Source organism: Streptomyces sp. NBC_01288 (genome assembly GCF_035982055.1).
Taxonomy (GTDB): domain Bacteria; phylum Actinomycetota; class Actinomycetes; order Streptomycetales; family Streptomycetaceae; genus Streptomyces.
This window is the reverse complement of the sequence record NZ_CP108427.1, coordinates 9,867,307-9,886,624: the sequence shown is the minus strand read 5'-3', so window position 1 is coordinate 9,886,624 and position 19,318 is coordinate 9,867,307. Positions and strand designations below refer to the sequence as shown.

Sequence of the window (19,318 nt, the reverse complement as noted above, 5' to 3'; positions counted from 1 at the left end):
GGGGGCGTGACGTCATCCGTGGCAGCAGCACCGCTCATCGGCCGGGACGAGGAACTCGCCCGCCTCGCCGGTGTGCTGGAGCGCGCCCGCGCGGGTACGGCCGGAGCGGTGCTGATCGCCGGGGACGCGGGCGTCGGCAAGACCCGGGTCCTGGACGAGATCGCGGGGCGGGCCGCGACCGCCGGGATGACGGTCCTCACCGGGCACTGCGTCGACCTGGGTGACGTCGGTCTGCCGTACCTCCCCTTCACCGAGATCCTCGGCGTCCTCGCCGACGACGAACGCTTCGCCGCCGCTCTGGCCGCGCATCCCGCGGTCGACCGGCTGCTGGGCGCCGGTTCGGACGCGGCACGGGACGCGGGCGGCCGGCTGCGGCTCTTCGAGGGCATCGCCGGGCTGCTGGCCGACCTCTCCGACATCGCTCCCCTGCTCCTGGTCCTGGAGGATCTGCACTGGGCCGACCAGTCCTCCCGCGACCTGCTCCGCTTCCTGCTCAGCCGCGGCATCCTCCAGCGCCCGGCGGGCGGCGCGCCCACCCACCGTCTCGCGGTGTTCGCGTCGTACCGCGCGGACGACCTCCACCGCCGCCATCCCCTACGGCCGCTGCTGGCCGAGCTGGTCCGGCTGCCCGCCGTGGAGCGCCTGGAGCTGCGGCCCATGGGGGACGCGGAGGTCGCCCGGCTGGTGCGCGCGCTGCGCACGGGCCCGGTGCCGGACGGCACGGTCCGCCGGATCGTCGAGCGCGCCGAGGGAAACGCCTTCTACGCCGAGGAGTTGCTCGCGGCGAGCGACATGGAGGCGGGCGGGGTGCCGAGCGGCCTGGCCGACGTCCTGCTGATCCGTTTCGAGCAACTCTCCGACACCGCCCAGCAGGTGCTGCGCACCGCCGCCGTCGCCGGGCGCCGGGTCGAGTACGACCTACTGCGGGACGCGGTCCAACTCCCCGAGGACGAGCTGGAGTCGGCGCTGCGCGAGGCCGTCGAGCGACAGCTCCTGGTCCCCGGGCACGGAGACACGTACTCCTTCCGGCACGCCCTCGCCCGCGAGGCCGTGTACGCCGACCTGCTCCCCGGCGAGCGCTCCCGGCAGCACGGCGCGTTCGCCTGCCTCCTCGCCTCGCGCGGTCACCCGGCCGAGAGCGCGGCGGAGCGAGCCCACCACTACCGCGAGAGCCACGACGTGGCCGAGGCGCTGGCCGCCTCCCTGGAGGCCGCCGACCACGCCCAGCGCGTCGGCGCACCCGCCGAGGAGCTACGGCATCTCGAAACCGTCCTCGATCTGTGGTCGTCGGTCGACCCCGCGGCCCGGCCCTCGGGCGAGGGCATCGGCAGTGTGACGCTCACCCTGCGCGCGTCGGCGGCGGCCGCCCACGCCGGGGACGCGCACCGCGCGGTCTCCCTCACCCGGTCCGCGCTCGCCGGGATCGGCCAGGACACCGACTCCGAGCTGGCCGCCCGGGTCCGCTACACGCTGGCCGGCAATCTCATGGGCGTCGACAGCCTCACCGCCGCGTTCGCCTACAGCAGCGAGGCCCTGGCGATGATCCCCGCCGAACCGCCCTCCCGGACCTGGGTGTGGGCGGCGGCCACGCATGTCCTGGCGGCGCGTCAGGTCGGCGAGGACGAGATCGCGCTGCGGATCGCCCGCCAGGCTCTGCGCACCGCCGAGGAACTCCAACTTACCGACGCCCGGGCCGACTTGCTGATCTCGCTGGCCACGCTCGAAAAGGGCGGCCGGCGCACCCGGGAGGGTCGCGAACGGCTCGCGCAGGCACGCGAGCTGGCCCGGCAGGCCGGGCACTCCCCGGTGGAGATGCGCGCCCTGTTCCATCTCGCGATCGGCAGTTTCGAGTCCGGGGACCTGGAGGAGTCGCTGCCCTGGCTCGCCGAGGGCCTGGACCGGGCCCGCCGCGCCGGACTGCTCTCGTCTCCGTATCCGCTGGAGATGCGCTACCTCCAGCTCCTGGTGCTGTACACGCTGGGCCGCTGGGACGAGTGCGTGAAGGTGGCCGCGAGCGACGCGGACGTGCTGCCGCACGCGGGCGGCTTCACGATGGGGCCCGCGCTGTATGTGGCGCTGGCGCGCGGCGACTTGGCGGCCGTGGAGCGGGCTCGTTTCCTGCTGGAGGGTCCGTTCGACTGGATGGCCGCGATGGTGGCGGGCATCGTGCTCACCGACGCGGCTGTCTTCGAGGGCGACCCGGAGGCGGCCGTGGAGCGGATGCGGGCCGCCGTCACGGCCCTCACCGACGACTCCGACCGGCGTCCCGACCTCACGGTCCGGCTCGTCGCCCTCGCCCTGGCCGCGGTCGCCGACCGGGCCACCGCGCTCCGGCTGACCGGTGACGAGGCGGGCGTGCGCCGCTGGACGGACACCGGGACGGAACTGGTCGAGCTGGCCCGGTCCGTGGCCCACGCGGGCGGCGAGGCCCGACCTCAGGGTCCGGAAGGACAGGCGTGGCTGGCCCGCGCCGAGGCGGAGTGGATACGAGCCGCCACGGGACCGGACGCGGAGGCCTGGGAGAAGGCGGTGGCCGCGTTCGGCTACGGCGATGTCTACGAACGGGCGCGCTGCCAATTCCGTTTCGCCGAGGCCCTGTTGGCGGCCGACCGCCGTGAGGAGGCGGCCGCCCAGGCCCGTGCGGCACGGGAGACCGCCGCCCGGCTCGGTGCCGCGCCCCTGCTCGCGCGGCTGGACACGCTGATCCGCCGTGGCCGCCTGGGCGACCCGGCACCGGACACCGGGAACCGCTCCTCGCCGCTGACGGCCCGCGAGCGGGACGTGCTGCGACTGCTCGCCCTCGGGCGCAGCAACCGCCAGATCGGCGAGGAACTGTTCATCACCGGCAAGACGGCGAGCGTCCACGTCTCCAACATCCTCGCGAAACTGGGCGCCGCGAGCCGTACGGAGGCGGTGGCGATCGCCTATCGCCAGGGGCTGATCACCCCGGAGGCGACGACGTCCGGCTGACGCCGACATTCACTTCGCGCAGTCGAGACTCTTGAGGTCGACGGCGTCGGCCATCGCCGCCATCCCCTTGTCGTTGGGGTGGAGATGGTCACCGCTGTCCAAGAAGGGGAGCATCCTCTCCTGGTCGTAGGGGCTGCGGAGGATGTGGTCGAAGTCGGTGACGGCGTCCAACTCCCCGCTGCTTCTGATGAATTGGTTGACCTCCTGGCGTACCGCCTCGCCTGCCTCGTCCCATTCGGACCAGCCCTTGAACGGGCCGACCGTGGCGCCGACGACGCACTTCCCGGCCGCGTGCGCCCGTTCGATGATCTCGCGGTAGCCCGTGATCATGTCCTGGGCGGTGACGCCGGAGTGGGCCTTGATGTCGTTGACGCCCTCGAAGAGGAACACGGTGCGGACGCCGGGCTGGGACAGCACATCGCGTTGCAGCCGGTTGCGGGCGCTCTGCCCGGCGCCGTCGGCGAGGACCTTGTTGCCCGAGATCCCTTCGTTGGCCACGCCCTTGACGGCCGTGTCGGCGCGCGCGAGCCGCCGGGCCAGGTAGTCCGGCCAGCGCCGGTTGAGGTCCGACGTGGACGCCCAGCCGTCCGTGATGGAGTCGCCGAGCGTGACCACGGCACCGACGCCCGCGCTGGGCCGTACGTCGACGGCGTCGAGGTAGTACCAGGAGCCGGTGGTGCCCGTCCAGGCGGCGGCGCCCTCCTCGCCGGTGTGGTCGCCCTGGGTGACGTACGACGTCTGCATGGCCATGCCGTGGCCGGTCGCCGGGCCCGCCGCGTCCGGGGAGTGGATGCTGACCACCAGGTTGGTCGCGGCGGGCAGCCTGCCGGAGAGCGGGTCGCTGTAGGCGACCGCGCCCGCCGGGATCGTGACCGACTTCGCGCCACCGAAGGTGAGCCGCCGGTTGGAGCCGGGCACCAGCGCGGCGCCCGTCCGCTGCACACCGGCGTAGACGTCGTCGAAGGTCAGCGGCCGGTCGCCGAAGGCGTTGGAGAGCCGGATCCGAAGATCGCTGCCGGCCACGCTGGTGTGCACGATCAGCCGGTAGCCGCGGTCGACGACGCCGTCGCCCAGGTGGTCGGCGCTCGCTCCCCACGTGATGACGGATGTCGGGTTCTTCAATGCCTTCACCTGCGCCGGTGGCTGGGGTTGTGCGTGCGCGGGTCCTGACTGGAAGGCGGCGACGAGCAGGAGAAGTGCGGCCGTACGGCGCAGTCGTGCCCGTCGGGCCGTCACCGGGCGAAGTCCCGCAGCGTGACGGACGCGCCCGGTGTCAGGCGCACCGTCCGTGTGGTGTCGCCGAAGGCCACCGTCGTGGTCCGGCCGTTGATGCTGCGGATCTTCACCTCGGTCGGTTTCCCGTCGCGCCAGTGGAGGTCGACGACGAAGCCGCCGCGGGCGCCGACCCCCGTGACGGAGCCGGACGCGGCCCAGGCGTCTGGGAGGGCGGGGAGGAGTTCCAGGTGGCCCGGGCGGGAGTAGAGCAGCATCTCGATGATCGCGGCGGGGGTGCCGAAGTTGGCCTCGATCTGGAAGATGCCGCGGCCCACCTCGACCTGGTAGATGTCGAAGAGGTTGGAGGCGGTGCCGTTACTGCCGTCGGTCGACGGGCGGAGGTTGTTGACGACCAACTGGTAGGCCTTCTCGGCGTTCTTGAGTCGGGACCAGCACAGGCTGCGCCAGGCGTTGGCCCAGCCGAAGCTGTCCATGCCCCGGGCCGTGAGCAGGGCGGTGGCGCCGTCCACGATGTCCTTCGGGGTGGAGCCGTCGGGGCGGATGCGGTCGCCGGGGAAGAGTCCGATGAGCGGCGACAGGTGCCGGTGGGTGGTCTCCCCCAGGTTGTCCGGGGACATCCACTCCTCCAGCCAGCCCGTCTTGGGGCTCACCACCGGGAGGTACAGCTTCTTGCGAAGGCCCGCGATCGTGCCCGCGTAGCCGGTGTCCTTCTTCAACTCCGCTGCCGCTACGCAGTAGTTGCCGAACAGTGCCCACACCAGTTCCTGGGCGTAGGTGATGCCCTTCGCGTCGAGCGGACCCTGTTCGGGCGACCAGTCGCTGTCGGCGATGAGCACCTCCTTCGAGGTGCCGGGCAGGGTGGTGGTGAGCAGCCGGGCCTCCCAGAACTCGACGGCGCCCTTGAGCAGCGGGTAGATCTTCGCGAGGTGGGCGCGCGAGCCCGTGAACTCGTAGTGCTCCCAGAGGGTGTTGCTCAGCCAGGCGTTACCGGCCGGGTGCCACCACCAACCCCCGCCGCCGTACGGGTTGGTGGAGATCGCGACGGTCCAACCGGCGTTCTTGCCGCTGGAGTTGCGGTAGCGGTTGCGGGAGTCGTTGAAGAGCCTGCGCGTGAGGTCGGTCCAGTCCGGGAGCTGGGCGACGCAGTAGTCGGTGAACGCGTCGAAGCACTGGGACAGTCCGGCGCGGTCCGCCATCCAGTAGTTCATCTGGATGTTGATGTCGGTGTGGTAATCCCCCATCCAGTCGGGGTCGTTGCCGTCGAGCCAGTTTCCCTGGAGGCCCATCGGCAGACTCCCCCGGGAGCCGGCGATCATCAGATACCGGCCGAACTGGAGGTAGGAGGCTTCGAGTTCCGGGTCCGGCTCGCCGTCCCGGGCGCGGACCTGGATGCGCTCCCAGGTGTCCAGCGCACGCTGGTCGGCGGTCGAGGTGCCGAGCGAGATGTCCAACTGCCCGAACAACGCGCCGTGGTCGGCGACATGAGTGCGCAGCAGGGTGTCCGCCGAGTGCTTGGCAGCCGCGCTCACCTTGGTGCGGGCCAGCTTCTGCGGGTCGAGGGACGGATCGCGGTAGTGGGCCGCCGCGTTGGGCGCGTAGTTGGTGCCGCCGCTCACCACGACGGTGACGTCCTTGCAGCCGGAGAAGGCGACGCGCGAGCCGGTCACCGTGACGCTGCCGCCGGTGCCGTACGCCGTGACGGCGGCGCCGTAGCGCAGGCCGTTGGCGAGGGTGGCGCCGAACGAGCGTGCGTCACCGGCCGGTTCACCGTGCGTGCCCGCCAGGTCGACGGTGCCGGTGTAGCGTCCGCCGCCGCTCTGGGTGAGGTGCAGGACGATCACGTCGTCGGGGCGGCTGGCGAACAACTGCCGCTTGTACGTCACTCCGGAGCGGACGTACGAGGCGCTCACCACGCCCTGTTCCAGGTCGAGGGTGCGGCGGTAGCCGGAGACCGCGCCCAGGTCGTGGTCGGGGATGTCGACGGTGAGCCGGGCGAGCAGCGTGAGGGAGCCGAAGTCGGCGCGGCCGTAGGGGAATTGGCCGTCCGAGTCGAGCGTGTCGTTGAGGCCGCCGGTCCACAGGGTGGCGTCGGTGACGAGGAGGACCTCGTGGCCGGGGTCGTTGCTCGCGAGGGCGCCGAGGCGGCCGTTGCCGATCGGGAGGCCCTGCTCGATCATCGAGTTGTCGTCGGCCGGGGCCTGCCACCACAGGGTGTGGCGTGAAGTGCCGGTGCCGTACGAGGTGTTGGCGGGTCGCTGCGGCGTCGCCGAGGCGGTGACGGCGGGCAGGCCGGCGAGGGCGCCGGTGGCCGCGGCGAGGGCGAGCAGATTGCGCCTGGGCAGGTCGGGCAGTGCACTGGACATGGCGGTCTCCGAAAGGGTCGGCTCAGGAGGAGGAGGTGGGCACGTCGATCCGGTCGATGTCCGGCGCGTAGCCCGAACCGCTGTCGAAGGTGATCGTGTTGGCGCCCGCCTTCAGGGTCACCGGCACGCTGACCGTCCCGACGGTCCCCCAGTCGCCGGTGGACGGGAACTTGTGGCTGGTGGCGCCGTTGCCGTTCGCGGAGATGCTCGCCGGGCGGGAGTCACCGCTGACGTAGGCGATCTTCACCTGGTAGGTGCCGGCCTTCGCGGCGACGACGTTGTTGATGGTGAGCTTGCCGCCGACGTAGAGGTTGCCCACCTTCTTGCCCCCGGAGCAGGCCGAGCAGTCGGCAATGTTGGCGTTGCCGCTGAGCGTGTTGGTGGTCGCCTCGGCCTCGTAGGCGGTCGTGGTGACGGCGCTGCCGTGCGGGGTGACGGTGAAGAGGCGGGAGCCGTGGGCGGGCAGGGCCTCGGTCACCTTGTTGGTGAAGGTGCCGAGGTCCTCGTGGTTCCAGAGGTCACGGACGGCGGCCTTGCCGGTGAAGCCGAGGGTCGTCCAGTTCGCGGAGACGGCGGCGGGGGCGTCGGCGAGGTTGAACAGGGCGACCGTGTAACTGCCGTTGGGGTTCTTCGCGGCCCACACCTGCTGGGCGTCGGACGGGGTGACCGGGCGCGCGGGCGGCGCGTCGCTCTGGTCCACGCCGATGACCTCGCGGTTGGTGAGCAGCGAGAGGCCGTAGTCGTCGAGGCGGGTGAGGTCGTCACCGGTGAAGAGCGGGGACTTGGCCACGGCCCAGAGGGTCGCGTAGCTCTGGCGCTCCGCCTTGGTCAGGCCGTCCATCGCGCCGCTGCCGACGTCGAGGGAGTCGAGGTCGTTCCAGCCGCCGGGGCCTGCCTGGCCGGTCCACGCGGGGGCGTCGTCCCAGCGGTCGTCGACCGAATTCTCCCAGCTGACAAGGGTGTTGCAGTAGCACTCGACGTCGGTGTCGATGCGCCAGCCGTTGGAGTACTTCTTCCAGTCGGCGGCGTGTCCGTAGTCCAGGGACCAGGACAGCTCCAGGTGGACGGGGCGTCCGACGGCGGTGATGGCCTTGTTCCAGGCGGCCACGTCGGCAACGTTGTCGTACTGGTCGCCGCTCTTTCCGGAACCCGGGCCGACACCGTCGAGCTTGAGGAAGTCGTAACCCCAGTCGGCGATCAACTGGGCCTGCGAATCGATGTACTTCTGGGTGCAGGGCCGCGAGAAGTCCAGCTTGTACGAGCTGTCCCAGCCGTTCGTGGTGCGCAGGTCGCTGTAGACGATGTCGGCGGTGGTGCAGCCGTCGGCGTTCCAGATCGGCGTCTTGCCGCTGTTGTAGGCCTCCTTCTCCAGGCCCGCCGGGAGATAGATGCCGGCCTTGAGGCCCTTGGAGTGGATGCGGTCGGCGACGGCCTTCATCCCGCTGGGGAAACGTTTCGGGTCGGCCTTCTGGCGGCCGTACTGGTCGTACTCGGGCGCCCAGCCGTTGTCGCGCCACCAACCGGCGTCGATGTTGACGTAGTTGTACCCGTACTGCTTCAACTTGCTCGCCAGCGCGTCGGTCTGCTTGTCGACGTTCGCCTCGGTCAGGTAGCTGTAGTCGCCGTCCGGGTTGAGGCCGGGGTACTTGGACGACTGCATGCTCCAACTCGACCAGCCCATGAAGGGCTTGGCCGCGACGGTCGCGGACGTGTCCGCCGCGGGGGTGGCCGCGTGCGCGGCGGGGAAGTGGGTGGCGAAGCCGGCGGTGAGGGCCAGGACCACCATGGCTCTCAGGGCGCGGACAGGCGTGAGGGAGTACATCGTCGGGCTCCTCGTGCGGGTAGGAGTGTGTGGGGCGGGGAGTGCGCGGGTGGGGTTGGGGGGTGATCGTGCGGCTAGGTGTCCGATCGGATGAAGGACTGGATCGCGGTCGCGGCGGCCCCGCGCGCCCATTCGTCGAAGGGCAGGGGACGGGTGTGGACGTCGCACCGGGCGGCGGAGCCGAAGGCGGCGGCGGTGAAGGAGTCGCGGATCTGCTCGGCGAACAGGTCGTAGGCGGCCAGGCCCTCGCCCGAGATGATCACGCGTTCGGGGCCGAACAGGTTGACCACGGTCGCGATGCCCCGGCCGATCGCCTCACCGGCCCGCGCGTACACCTCGCGCGCTCCGGCGTCGCCCCGGTGGGCGAGGGCCAACGCCTCGGCGGTGTCGGCGACTTGGACGCCGGTGACCTCGCGGACGCGGGCGACGATCGCGGCGTCGCCGGCGATCGCCTCGACGCAGCCGCGGTTGCCGCAGTGGCACAGCGGCCCGGCGGGATCGACGACCACGTGCCCGATCTCACCGGCCACCCCGTGGGCGCCCGCGACGACCCGGCCGTGCACGACCAGTCCGCAGCCGATGCCCGCGCCGACGGTCACCACGGCGAAGTCCGTGAGCCCCGCGCCGGCGCCGAACCACTGCTCGGCGACGGTCAGCGCGCGCACGTCGTTGTCGACGGTGACCGGCAATCCCGTTGTCAGGGCGGCCAGTTCGGCCAGGCGTACGTCACGCCACTCCAGGAAAGGCGAGTAGCGGACGACCCCTTCGCCGCGGTCCACATCGCCGGAGACCGCGAGCCCGAGGCCGAGCACCGGGATGCCCAAGTCGTCCGCCTCGGTGCGGAGTTCCTGGGCCAGGTCCGCGATCGACGACAGCACCGCCTTGGGGTCGTGGTCGGTCAGCGGCACATGGCGGGCGACGCGGATGCGGCAGCACAGGTCGGCGAGGACGCCGATGATCTCGTCGCCGGTCACCTTGACCCCGATGAACAACGCCCGCCCGCCGTCGACCCGTACGAGGTTCGCGGGCCGCCCGAGTGCCGGGGGCGCGTCCTGGTCGGCGCCCTCCGCCAGGTACCCGGCCTCCATCAGCGGCCGGACCGCCTTGGTCACGGCGGCCGCCGACAGCCCCGCCCGGCGGGCCACCTCAAGACGGGTGAGGGGGCCGTGGGACAGCACGGTCGTGAAGACCTGTGAGGCGGCCGGCGTGTGTGCCGGGAACGACTCGGTGCGGGGGATCGAGCGCATGGCGGGAACCTAGGTCCCTTTATTTACGTCGTCAATGAAAGAAGCAGGATTTGTCGAAGCGAAGTTGTGAGTCGGCTGAGCGGAGCTGATGTCTGCCGGGGCCTCGTTGTCAGTGGCGGGCGGCACAATCGCCGTATGACGACGATCGATTGGTCCGAGCTGACCCACGCCTACGGCAGCGCCGAGGACGTCCCGGGCCTGTTCGCGCGCCTCGGCGGCACCGAGGACGACGCCGTGTGGCAGGAGTTGTGGAGCTCGCTGTGCCACCAGGGCTCGGTGTACGACGCGAGCTGGGCGGCGCTGCCCGTGCTCACCGACATCGCGCTGGGCCGGGCACCGGGCGGGCCGATACAGGCGGTCACGATGGCCGGGCTGATCACCACGGACCCGGACGAGGAGTGCCGCGCGCGGTACGCACACGAGATAGGCCAACTGCTGGATGTGGCACGGGTGTTGCGCGCCGATCCGGGGCAGGACGCGCACACCTTCGTCTATCTGCAGATGGCCGTGCTCGCCTTCGAGGGCGACGACGGGGTGTGGGCCGAGGCGCTGGAGAGGATCAACGCCGAGGAGTACGACCTGGAGTGCCCCGAGTGCGAGGAGGGCCTGTTCGTCGCGTTCGGCTCGTACGGCGTCTTCACCTCGGCCGGCGACTATGTGTCCGGCGCCGACAAGGAGGCCGCGGAGGGGCGGACCGAGCTGATACCGGCGACGCCCGACGGGCTCGACGGCATCGGGGCGCGGCTGCACGGCGAGGCGGTCCGGTTCGGGCAGACGGAGGTCGCGACGGCGTTGAGGTATGTCTTCGGAAAGGCCAGTTGTCCTTCCTGCGGGGCCGTGTTCACGGTGTCCGAGGAGGTCGAGAAGCAGTGGATCTGAGGAGGTCGACAAGCGGCGGGCCGAGGCCGGGCGTCCGGGTGCCCCGCTCGTGGCAGGGCACCCGGACGGTCGTCAGTGCCTGGCGGCAGGGGTGTTGGCGACCGTGACGTTCACGGCGGCCCAGGCCTGGTCGACGGTCTTGTACGCCGTGCTGTTCGCGCCGTAGAGGTCCGCCGCGGCCTTCAGCGTCGCGAGGCGCGCGTCGTGGAAGTCGGTGGTGGACACCATGTAGCGGGTCAGCGCGCGGTAGAAGATCGCCGTGGCCTTGGTGCGTCCGATGCCGGTGACGGTCGAACCGTCGTAGGTGGGCGAGTCGTAGGCGAACCCGCCGATCGTCTTGCGGCCGCTGCCCTCCGCGAGGAGGTAGTACGCGTGCGAGGAGACTCCGGAACCGGCGTGCACCTCGGCGTCGTACGTCTGCGGCGACCAGTAGTCGATCGTGCCCTCCAGCTTGTCGAGGGAGGGGTGGTCGAGGCGGCGCAGGAACTTCTGGGCGAGGCCCAGCTTCTCGCCGATCAGGTAGTTCGGCGGGTTCTTGGCGTTGTTGGCGCTGAACTCGACGTTGGAGCCGAAGATGTCCGCGAGGGACTCGTTCAGGGAGCCCGCCTCGCCGTACTGGTTGCCGTCCGCGTCGACGCGGGTGGGCTCCAGCTTGGCGGTGGCGTCCACGACGCCGTGGGTGAGTTCGTGGCCGGTGACGTCGAGGACGACGAGCGGCTTCTTGAACATGTCCCCGTCGCCGTCGCCGTAGAGCATGCAGCCGCAGGTCGAGTCCCAGAACGCGTTGGCCACCTTGTCGCCGAAGTGGACCATGCCGCGGGCGGCCTTGCCGTTGTTCGCTATGCCCTTGCGGCCGAAGGTCTTCTTGTAGAAGTCCAGCGTCTTGGTGATGCCGTACTGCGCGTCGACGGCCGCAGTGTCGCGGTGCGAGACGGCACCGTTGCCCCACTTGTCGGTGGTGCTGGTGAACTTCTTGCCCTGCGCGAAGCTCTCCAGCTCCTTCCCCTTGGCGTCGCGGGTCTCGGTGCCCCAGCGCGTCGGGTCCTTCAGGAGGTAACTGGTGCGCGCCGTACGGGTGGTGGTCAGCGGCACCTTGCCGACGAAGAGGGAGGTGCCGGTGCCCGACGCGGTGACCGGGTAGTGGACCGCGCGCGCCACGGCGGCGGCTCCGGTGAGGGACTTCGGCTCTACGACCGTGCCGGTGGCGGGGTCCATGGTCTCGCCGCGCTCGCGCAGGGTGTCGAGCAGCCTGGGCGAGAGGAACTCGTCGCTGTCGGGGGTGTTGCTGCGGACCTTGCCGGTGACGGCGTCGACGACGACGGTCCGGGTGCCGGTGGCCTCGGTGGTGCTGCTGTCGCTGACGGGTATCCGGTAGGCGAGGGCGGCTCCCCCGTCCCGGGCGTCCAGCACGAGTTCGGCGGTGCCCGCGTCGCCCTTGGCGACGGCGGCGGCCTTCGCCTCGGCCTGACCGGCCGTCAGCCTGGCCTGCGTGGTGGCGGGCCGGACGCTCTGCTCGGCCGCGCGGGTGACGCCGGTGTAGGTCAGCCGGTGGGACAGATGGACGACGAGGTCGCCGCCGAGGACCGGCATGCCCTGGTGCGTGCGTATGAACCGCACGTGCCGTGCGCCCTCGGGGTCGATCATCACGTCCTGGGCCCGGAGTTCGTCGCCCCGCGTGACACCGGTCGCCGACGCGTGCGCGAACGCGGCGGCCCGCGCGGCCGTGACGACGGACGCGGCACTGGTGCCGGATTCAGTCGAGGCCGTCGCACCGTCCGTCCCCGTGGCCGGTCCCGCGAAGGCCGTGCCGGCCAGCCCCGTGGCGGCCGTCGTCACCGCGACGGCGACCGCCAGGCTGCGTATGTGGGGTCCACGCATGAATGAGGGCTCCTCCGTACGAAGACGGCCGGGATCACCAACCGCCTTGAGACAGGGCGTGGTTGAACACGCCCACGGGGCTGGTCGGGCCCCGAACCGAAACCCTCACGTATCCGCCATGCACATGTAAAGCCGAAATGAACGGTTTTCGAAGCTTTCATGGCAATACTTGGCAAATCCGTATCGCTCAGTGATCAGCGAATGACCAACTGTGCGCCAGCTGTGGAGATGTGACGGGACGCGAGAAGGTTGCCTCGCGCCACTGTGATCGATCTCGCATACCGAGAAAAACGGGAGAGAACCGGATGGTCTCAAGAACGGTGCGCAGGGCCACGGCGTCGGCGGCCGCACTGCTGACGCTCGCGGCGGTACCGGCGCATGCCGCGCCCCACGAGTCGGACACCACGCGAACCAGCGGCACGGCACCGCTTCCGGCCCCCGACACGGCGGGACTCCCCGCCCCCGACATGGCCGGCCTCCGTGCCGTCCTGCGCACACTCACGACACAGGGCGCGCCCGGGGCGATCGCCCGCATCGACGACCACGGCACCGTCCGCACGGCCGCCGCGGGCATCGACGACCGCTCGACACGCCGGGCCATCGGCAACGCCGACCGCTTCCGCATCGGCAGCATCACCAAGTCGTTCTCGGCCGTCGTCCTGCTCCAACTCGCCGACGCCCACAAGCTGAACCTTGACGCCTCGGTCGACCGCTACCTGCCCGGGCTGCTGCCCGACCAGCGGATCACCGTGCGCCACCTCCTGAGCCACCGCAGCGGTCTGTACGACTACACGAACTCCATGTTCGCCAGCTCGGTCTCCGGCTTCGAGTCCGTACGCAACAAGGTCTTCACCTACCGTCAGCTGGTCCAGCTGTCCCTCAGGCACGCGCGCACCAACGCGCCGGGCGCCGCCTACTCGTACTCCAACACCAACTTCGTCGTCGCCGGGATGCTCATCGAGAAGCTGACGGGCCACTCCGTGGGCACCGAGTACCGCGACCGCATCATTAAGCCGCTCAAGCTGCGCGACACCCTCTACGTCCACCCGGCCACCAAGATCCCGGGCCGATACGCCCACGGCTACCTCACCCCGGACCGCGCGGGCGCACAGCTCGTCGACGCCACCGACCAGACGGTCTCCTGGGCGCAGAGCGCCGGCGCGGTCATCTCGACCACGCACGACCTGAACACCTTCTTCTCGGCGCTGCTCGGCGGCAGGCTCACCTCCGCCGCCCAGCTCGCGCAGATGGAACGCTGGACCCCGGTCAACAGCACGACCCGGTACGGGCTCGGACTGCGGCGCCGCGATCTGTCCTGCGGTGTCTCGGTGTACGGCCACACGGGCGCGGTTCAGGGTTTCTACACCTACTCCTTCACCTCGAAGGACGGCCGCCGCAGCCTCACCGCGCTGGCCAACACCTCCAACAACGGCACGGTCCTGAACACGATGGCGCGCACCCTGGAGTCGGCGTTCTGCGACAAGCGGACAAAGGCGATCCAGAGCTCACCGCTCACGGGCCGGGGCTCCTACGTCACCGAACGGAACGTGGCCTACGAGGATGTCGCGCCGGGGGTCGCACGGGACTGAGGACGCGGTGGGGGTGGGGGGTGAGCTGCATCGCCCTCCGGCCCCCACCTCCTCACGTGGGAACCCTCGCGCCCTGGCGAGACGTTGAGTGGAGGACGAAGTCCACCACCAAGGAAGTCCCTCGGAGAAGTCCCCACCGGGCACGAGCAGCAAGGGCGGTGCCATGAACGAGCTGGTGCCGGGCGGCAATCTGCCCCTGCCGGGCGGCGCCCTGACCCTGTGGGTGCCCGGTCCCTTCGACGTCTCGGCACTGATCACCGACGAGAGCGGCAAGGTCGGCGGCGACGCGGACTTCGTGTTCTACAACCAACCGACGGCGCCCGGTGCGCGGTTGCGGGACGACACCCTGACCATCGACCCGGCCCGCCTGCGCCCCGGCGCCGCGCGGGTCACCGTCGTCATCAGTCCCGCCGATCCGGGCACCTCCCTGGGACGCCTCCCCGCCCCCACGCTCCACGTGACCAACCCCGGCGGCCAACCCCTCACCCGCTTCACCCCGCCACGCCCCCAGCGGGAGACCGTCCTGCTCCTCGCCGAGCTGTACCGGCGCGGCACCGGTTGGAAGCTGCGCGCGCTGGGGCAGGGGTACGCCGACGGACTCGCGGGGATCGCGCGGGACTTCGGCGTGGACGTCGTCGAGGACGCGACTCCAGCTTCTACCGCTGCTCCGGCTCCTGCCGCAGTGCGATCGGCGTCCATACCCGCACCTCGGTCGACACCGTCAACCAGCCCTCACTTCAACTCGACCTCCCCTACGACCGACCCCACCGGCTTCCTCACCTTGGCCAACTCGGCCCGCGCCAAAGCCGGTTCACCTCCGGTCTCGCTCGACCACCGACTCACCTCGGCCGCACAGGCGCACGCCTCCGACATGGCCGCCGCCGGACACCTCAGCACCGAGAGCCGCGACGGCACCTCCGTGTACCTGCGCGTCACCCGGGCCGGTTACGCCTACCTCACCATCGGCGAGCACCTGGTCTCCGGGCCGCGCACCCCGGCCGAGTTCGTCGACTACTGCCTGCGCACCGAGAAGGCCCGCCGGACGCTGCTGGAACGGGACTTCACGCACGCGGGTATCGCCCAGGCCGCCGACCTCCGCTCCGGTGACGTCTACTGGACGGCACTGTGGGCGACTCCGCTCACCGCAGGGAACCTGGCCCGCACGGCGACGGAGGTCGTCGAGTTGACCAACACGGAACGCGCCAGGGCCGGGCTGCGCGCACTCGCCGTAGACCCGCTGCTCGCCGCCGCCGCGCAGGCGCACAGCACCGACATGGTGGCCCGCGCCTTCTACTCGCACACCTCCCCCGACGGCTCGCAGCCGTGGGACCGGGCCGCCGCCGCGGGTTCGCGCAGACGCACGATCGGCGAGAACATCGCCTGCGGGCAGCGGTCGGCCGCCGAGGTCGTGGAGGGGTGGATGAACAGCCCTGGTCATCGCGCCAACATCCTCAAGCCGGACTTCACCCACATAGGCATCGGCTTCGCGGGCGGTGGACAGACGGGGACGTACTGGACGCAGCTCTTCGGTGCCTGACCGCTCGGGACGCTCGTACCGTCCGCGATCTTGTCGGAATGAGATCCTCCGGGACAGGATGCCCGCATGAAGGGTGATCTGTTTTCCAGTGAGCACATGGTGCAGCCGGCCACCGCGCCGGGCATGACCGTCGAGAATGCCAAGTGCATCCGGTACGCGGTCAACGGCGAGATGCTCGCCCGCCAGGGGGCGATGATCGCCTACCGCGGCAACCTCCAGTTCGAGCGCAAGGGCCAGGGCGTGGGCGGCATGCTCAAGCGCGCGGTCACCGGTGAGGGGCTGCCGTTGATGGCGGTGCGCGGGCAGGGCGAGGCGTGGTTCGCGCACGAGGCGCAGAACTGTTTCGTGGTCGAGATCGACCCCGGGGACGAGTTCACCGTGAACGGGCGCAACGTGCTGTGTTTCGACGCCTCGTTGTCGTACGCGATCAAGACGGTGAAGGGTTCCGGCATCGCGGGCGGCGGTCTCTTCAACAGCGTCTTCACCGGGCAGGGCAAGCTGGGCCTGGTCTGCGAGGGCAACCCGCTGGTCATACCGGTCTCGCCGCAGTACCCAGTGTTCGTCGACACGGACGCGGTGGTCGGCTGGTCGGCCCACCTCCAGACCACGCTGCACCGTTCGCAGTCCATCGGGTCGATGCTGCGCGGCGGTTCCGGCGAGGCCGTCCAACTCATGCTCCAGGGCGAGGGGTTCGTCGTCGTGCGCCCCAGCGAGGAGACTCCGCAGAAGGCCCAGCAGCACTGAGTCCTGAAACGTGTTGACCTGCGTGTCCTTTCCGAGGAAGGGTCGAACCGGCACGGGTCACCTGTCCCCGTGCCGGAAGGATGACTGCCTTGATCGGCATCTCGGAGATCGAAGCCGCCGCCGAGCGGATCGCCGGACACGTCGTACGCACCCCGACCGTGGAGAGCTTCGGGCTCTCCGAGCTGCTCGGTGTCCCGGTCACGACGAAGCTGGAGCTGTTGCAGCGCACGGGTTCCTTCAAGGCGCGCGGTGCGACGGCGAAGCTGCTGTCGCTGGGCGAGGGCGAGTTGGCGGCCGGAGTGGTGGCGGTCAGCGGCGGCAATCACGGGATCGCGCTCGCGGTCATGGCGGCGGCGCTCGATGTGAAGGCGACGGTGGTGATGCCGCGTTCGGCGCCGGCGCGGTCCGTCGCGCTGGTGGAGGCGGCGGGCGCGTCGCTGCGGCTGACCGACGACATGCCGAGCGCGTTCCAGCTGGTGAACCGGTTGCGGGACGAGGGGCTGACCCTGGTCCACCCGTTCGACGACCCGGTGGTGATCGCCGGACAGGGCACCGTGGGCCTGGAGTTCGCGCAGGACGCCGGTGAACTCACCGACGTCCTGGTCAGCATCGGCGGCGGTGGCCTGATCGCCGGCATCGCCGCCGCCCTGCACGCCCGGCGGCCCGGAATCCGGGTGTGGGGCGTGGAGACCGAGGGCGCCGAGGCCATGTCCGCGGCGCTCGCGGCGGGCGGCCCGGTGCCGGTCACGCCCTCGTCGATCGTGACCACGCTCAGCGCGCCGGCCGTGTCGCAGCTGACGTACGACCATGTGTCGGCCCTCGTCACCGAGGTGCTGACCGTCCCCGACCGGGACGCCGTGCAGGGTTGCCTCGACCTCGCCGAGCACGCCAAGGTGTGGACCGAACCCGCCGCGGGCTGTCTGCTGCCCGCCGCCCGGAAGGTGCTGGAGCGGGTCGGCGACGGCGCCCGGCTCGGCCTCGTGGTCTGCGGCGGCAACGCGACGGTCGGCGAGATCGCGGCCTGGTCGGAAGGGTTCGGCTTGCGCTGACTTCGCGTCAACTCCCTTCGTCCACGGAGTCGTTGACGGACCGGTGGACAGATCCGTTGACTACGTTGTCGACAAACACTCGTGTATTCGTGGTCTTCACGCCTACGTTTACCGCCGGTTACCACCAGGTAGGGCGCCGATATTCCACCATGGAAGCCCCCGGGGCGAATTCACCCGCCCCGGGACACGAGCGCCGACCTGGGACCTCCCCGCGACTCGGTTTTCTCGCACACCTGCTCGCCGCCGTTGAATAAAAGGCAAGAAACACCGGGGAATTGGGCTTCCATTGAACGCAGCCCATCACACCCACCGTACTTCTGGGAAAGGTGAGAGCCAGGGGTTCAGCGAGGGATGGCCATGGTCGAGACGCACGTCTCCGTACACGAGTTGGTCGCCGGCAGATACCGGCCCATGGAGGTCGCCCACCGCGAGACCAACCGGGTCTCCTGGTACGGCGAGGACACGATCGCCCAACAACCCTGCCTGCTCACGGAGGTGACCCTCCCCTTCGCCCCGGACGCGGAGTTCGCGGGACGGATCACCGCCGGCATCCGGCGCACCACCGACGTCATGGTGCTGCTCTGCCCCACCCGGGTCGCCCCGGTCGTGGACACCGTCGAGGAGGCCGGCACGCTGTGGACCGTCACCGACTGGATCGACGGCACCCCGCTCGGCCAACTCCTCGCCCAGCAGGGCACGTTCCACTACGTACGGGCCGCCCGCATCGGACTCGAACTGCTCGACATCCTGGAGGCGGCGCACAGCGAGGGCATCACCCACGGCGAACTCAGCCCGGGCCAGGTGTTCGTGCGGGATCAGGGCGGGGTCGTCCTCACCGGCTTCGGACTCGCGGGCGCCACCCTCGCCCCGCGGATCACCGCACCGTCGTACGCCTCGCCGGAACAGGCACGGGACGAACGCATCGGTCCCGCCGCCGACTTGTGGGCGCTCGGCGCGATCCTCTACACGCTCGTCGAGGGACACCCGCCGTTCCGCGACCGGGGCCGCCCCGAGGCGACGATGAAGGGCGTCGACCGGCTCCCGATGCGCGGCCCGTCGCGCGCCGGACCACTGGCACAGGTCGTACTGAGCCTGCTGCGCAAGAACTCCCGGGAGCGGATGACCCGCCCGGTGGTCCGCGAGGCCCTCACCCGCATCCTCGACGACGACCCGTACGCCGACCGCGACCCGGTTCCGCTGCCGCGGCTACGGAGGGCCTACGACGCGGTGCGCGGGGCGGGGACCACCTGGAGCGGCCGGGGCATGGCCGCCGGGACCGCCCTCGCCGTCGGCACCGTCACGGTCGCCGTCCTCGCCGCCACCCACCAACTGCCCGGCACTCAGACCTCGGCCTCGACCGAGCCCTCCCCCCTGCCGTCCGCGTCCGCCTCGGTCGGCACCCCCGGCGAGAACGTCGACGGTCACGCCTACTCCCCGTCCGCCACGCCGTCACCCACGTCCCCCGCCTCCCCGTCCGCTTCCGCGTCGGCCTCGCCCTCCGTCAGTGCGTCCCCCTCCCCCACCGCCTCGGCGCTGCCGGCCGGCTTCCGGGTGTTCAAGGCACCGCAGGGCTTCTCCGTCGCGCTGCCGAAGGGCTGGAAGGTGGTGGAGACCCAGCAGGCGGCCGGCGCCTACCGGGTCACCTTCGGCGCGAGCGGCGACCCGCGCACGCTGGCCGTGACGTACAGCACACAGGCGGGTCCGGACCCGGTCGCCATCTGGCGTGACGACGTCCTGCCGGGGTTGAAGCAGACAGAGGGCTTCCAGCAGATCGGCGACATCCAGGCCACGACGTTCCAGGGCGACAAGGCCGCCGACCTGGAGTGGTTCTCCGGCACCGGCGACGACCGGGTCCGCACGCTCGGGCGCGGTTTCCTCATCGGCGGCGGGCGCAGTTTCTCGCTACGGTGGACGACGCCCGCCGATGAATGGAACGACGCGGCCAACCGCCAGGCACTTCAGACCTTCTTCAAGACCTTCCGGCGCGAGTCGAACTGACGGCGA

The 19,318-nt window shown here is 70.9% G+C and carries 12 protein-coding genes; 7 read left to right on the top strand and 5 right to left on the bottom strand.

All coding sequences use genetic code 11. From position 1 onward, the window contains the following. Positions 1-6 precede the first annotated feature (6 nt). Positions 7-2,970, top strand: coding sequence for a helix-turn-helix transcriptional regulator (locus OG194_RS44475; RefSeq protein WP_327406401.1), 2,964 nt, complete (start codon positions 7-9; stop codon positions 2,968-2,970). A gap of 9 nt (positions 2,971-2,979) precedes the next feature. Here the strand turns inward: OG194_RS44475 and OG194_RS44470 are convergent, their stop codons facing one another. The 4 genes from OG194_RS44470 to OG194_RS44455 form a co-directional block, all read right to left on the bottom strand. Then, positions 2,980-4,206: an SGNH/GDSL hydrolase family protein gene (locus OG194_RS44470; RefSeq protein WP_327406400.1), complete on the bottom strand. Its 1,227-nt coding sequence runs from the start codon at positions 4,204-4,206 to the stop codon at positions 2,980-2,982. Further along, a complete protein-coding gene (locus OG194_RS44465; protein WP_327406399.1) occupies positions 4,203-6,569 on the bottom strand; it encodes a glycosyl hydrolase family 95 catalytic domain-containing protein in 2,367 nt (788 codons plus the stop codon). Before OG194_RS44465 ends, OG194_RS44470 begins: the two co-directional genes overlap by 4 nt. A 22-nt stretch (positions 6,570-6,591) precedes the next feature. Next, on the bottom strand, positions 6,592-8,391 hold the full coding sequence (locus OG194_RS44460) for an alpha-galactosidase D (RefSeq protein ID WP_327406398.1): 1,800 nt from the start codon (positions 8,389-8,391) through the stop codon (positions 6,592-6,594). 74 nt (positions 8,392-8,465) lie between these two features. After that, positions 8,466-9,638: an ROK family transcriptional regulator gene (locus tag OG194_RS44455; RefSeq protein ID WP_327406397.1), complete on the bottom strand. Its 1,173-nt coding sequence runs from the start codon at positions 9,636-9,638 to the stop codon at positions 8,466-8,468. 135 nt (positions 9,639-9,773) lie between these two features. On the opposite strand from OG194_RS44455, the gene OG194_RS44450 reads away from it, so the two are divergent. Then, a complete protein-coding gene (locus tag OG194_RS44450; RefSeq protein WP_327406396.1) occupies positions 9,774-10,517 on the top strand; it encodes a hypothetical protein in 744 nt (247 codons plus the stop codon). A gap of 72 nt (positions 10,518-10,589) precedes the next feature. Here OG194_RS44450 and OG194_RS44445 read toward each other — a convergent pair whose 3' ends face one another. Continuing rightward, positions 10,590-12,395 carry a M4 family metallopeptidase gene (locus OG194_RS44445; RefSeq protein WP_327406395.1) on the bottom strand — a complete coding sequence of 602 codons (1,806 nt, stop codon included), beginning with the start codon at positions 12,393-12,395 and terminating at the stop codon, positions 10,590-10,592. 305 nt (positions 12,396-12,700) lie between these two features. On the opposite strand from OG194_RS44445, the gene OG194_RS44440 reads away from it, so the two are divergent. From OG194_RS44440 to OG194_RS44420, 5 genes are all read left to right on the top strand, one after another. Beyond that, a complete protein-coding gene (locus tag OG194_RS44440; protein WP_327406394.1) occupies positions 12,701-13,984 on the top strand; it encodes a serine hydrolase domain-containing protein in 1,284 nt (427 codons plus the stop codon). 163 nt (positions 13,985-14,147) lie between these two features. After that, the gene (locus OG194_RS44435; RefSeq protein WP_327406393.1) at positions 14,148-15,521 is read left to right on the top strand and encodes a CAP domain-containing protein; all 1,374 of its coding nucleotides are present in this window, start codon (positions 14,148-14,150) and stop codon (positions 15,519-15,521) included. 66 nt (positions 15,522-15,587) lie between these two features. Further along, positions 15,588-16,265, top strand: a complete 678-nt coding sequence (locus OG194_RS44430) for an AIM24 family protein (RefSeq protein ID WP_327406392.1) — start codon at positions 15,588-15,590, stop codon at positions 16,263-16,265. An 89-nt stretch (positions 16,266-16,354) separates the two neighbouring features. After that, positions 16,355-17,314, top strand: a complete 960-nt coding sequence (locus OG194_RS44425) for a pyridoxal-phosphate dependent enzyme (RefSeq protein WP_327406391.1) — start codon at positions 16,355-16,357, stop codon at positions 17,312-17,314. A gap of 351 nt (positions 17,315-17,665) precedes the next feature. Beyond that, the gene (locus OG194_RS44420; protein WP_327406390.1) at positions 17,666-19,312 is read left to right on the top strand and encodes a serine/threonine protein kinase; all 1,647 of its coding nucleotides are present in this window, start codon (positions 17,666-17,668) and stop codon (positions 19,310-19,312) included. The last annotated feature ends 6 nt before the right edge of the window (positions 19,313-19,318 follow it).

Coding starts and splice junctions, on each gene's coding strand:
- OG194_RS44465 (WP_327406399.1), bottom strand. CDS start 6,569: ATGTCCAGTGCACTGCCCGACCTGCCCAGGCGCAATCTGCTCGCCCTC.
- OG194_RS44460 (WP_327406398.1), bottom strand. CDS start 8,391: ATGTACTCCCTCACGCCTGTCCGCGCCCTGAGAGCCATGGTGGTCCTG.
- OG194_RS44455 (WP_327406397.1), bottom strand. CDS start 9,638: ATGCGCTCGATCCCCCGCACCGAGTCGTTCCCGGCACACACGCCGGCC.
- OG194_RS44450 (WP_327406396.1), top strand. CDS start 9,774: ATGACGACGATCGATTGGTCCGAGCTGACCCACGCCTACGGCAGCGCC.
- OG194_RS44445 (WP_327406395.1), bottom strand. CDS start 12,395: ATGCGTGGACCCCACATACGCAGCCTGGCGGTCGCCGTCGCGGTGACG.
- OG194_RS44440 (WP_327406394.1), top strand. CDS start 12,701: ATGGTCTCAAGAACGGTGCGCAGGGCCACGGCGTCGGCGGCCGCACTG.
- OG194_RS44435 (WP_327406393.1), top strand. CDS start 14,148: ATGAACGAGCTGGTGCCGGGCGGCAATCTGCCCCTGCCGGGCGGCGCC.
- OG194_RS44430 (WP_327406392.1), top strand. CDS start 15,588: ATGAAGGGTGATCTGTTTTCCAGTGAGCACATGGTGCAGCCGGCCACC.
- OG194_RS44420 (WP_327406390.1), top strand. CDS start 17,666: ATGGCCATGGTCGAGACGCACGTCTCCGTACACGAGTTGGTCGCCGGC.